This window comes from Oleiphilus sp. HI0061 (assembly GCF_001635675.1).
The window spans coordinates 1-1,095 of sequence record NZ_LWFE01001648.1 but is presented as its reverse complement, the minus strand read 5'-3'; the positions used below and the strand labels follow the sequence as shown (position 1 = coordinate 1,095).

The following is a 1,095-nucleotide window of genomic DNA, read 5'->3' as shown; positions in this document are numbered from 1 at the left end:
GCTGGTCAAAATCGATGCCCATTTCATTGGTCAACCAAGACCGCATATCGCCGCCAAAGAAGGCGACTTCCAATACCGGGCTAATTTCGATACTGAACCACGAGGCTAACAAGATAACCGGAATTAACAGCACGGGGTCCCAGCCTTCCGGTACGGCGTGTCTAATTCGGTCGGGTAAGTTCACCCAAATGAAGCCAAACGCAAGTAAAGAGAGCGGGGTAATCAAGAGCCAAGCAAAGATGCCTGGTAAGTGATCTTCCATGAATGGCGCGAAAAACAGACCTGCCAAGAAACCGAGGATAACCGTCGGTAGTGCTTCCATAAGTTCTATCGAAGGCTTCACTTTACGACGCAGTGCGGGTGCCATGAAGTAAGCCGTATATAGCGCGCCGCAGATAGCAAGTGGCGTCGCGACTAGCATAGCGTAAAATGCTGCTTTTAATGTACCAAAGGCAAGTGGCGACAGGCTGTACTTTGGTTCAAAGTCGTTGTTAGAGGCTGAAGACTGCCAAACGTACTCTGGCTCTTGGTACCCTTCGTACCAAACTTCTTGCCATAGGGCTGAGAAAGAAATTTCAGGGTGTTCGTTGTCAATGTGCCAGAAGCTAATCTGACCTTGCTCATTTTCGACTAATACATAGTTAGCGCGAGGTGCGATGCTGGCATGTGTGATGGCGGCGTCGCTTACTTTCTTCTCTAATGTTGTGCTGTGAGCAGTCGTGTTGAACAAAGAAATGGTGCCGCTATCATCTACCGAGGCAAAGCCTTTTCGGCGGTGTTCAATGGCGATTGATGTGATTTCTGCCGTAGAATCTTCATCAATTGAGAAGTCACGAATTCGCTGTAATGAGTAGTGGTTGTTGTCGTCACGAACCATAAACCATTGAGAAACAATCCCGCCGGACTCAGTCACCAATATAGAGGAACCGCCAAGTAAAAGTTCCATGCCGATAATGTCTCTGTTCTCGGGCAAATGAACGGTGCCGTTAATGGTCGCCTGTTCGTTATCGGCCAGGTCGAAGATGTTGATGTCTTTTTCCGATGCTACAAAAACCCAGCGCATACCGGGTTCAGCGATGACGAACTTTGGTTCAC

The 1,095-nt window shown here is 48.6% G+C and carries 1 pseudogene; it reads right to left on the bottom strand.

Annotated elements, in window-relative coordinates:
* Window positions 1-1,095: pseudogene (locus A3735_RS31425) on the bottom strand (phosphate ABC transporter permease); the annotation flags it as partial.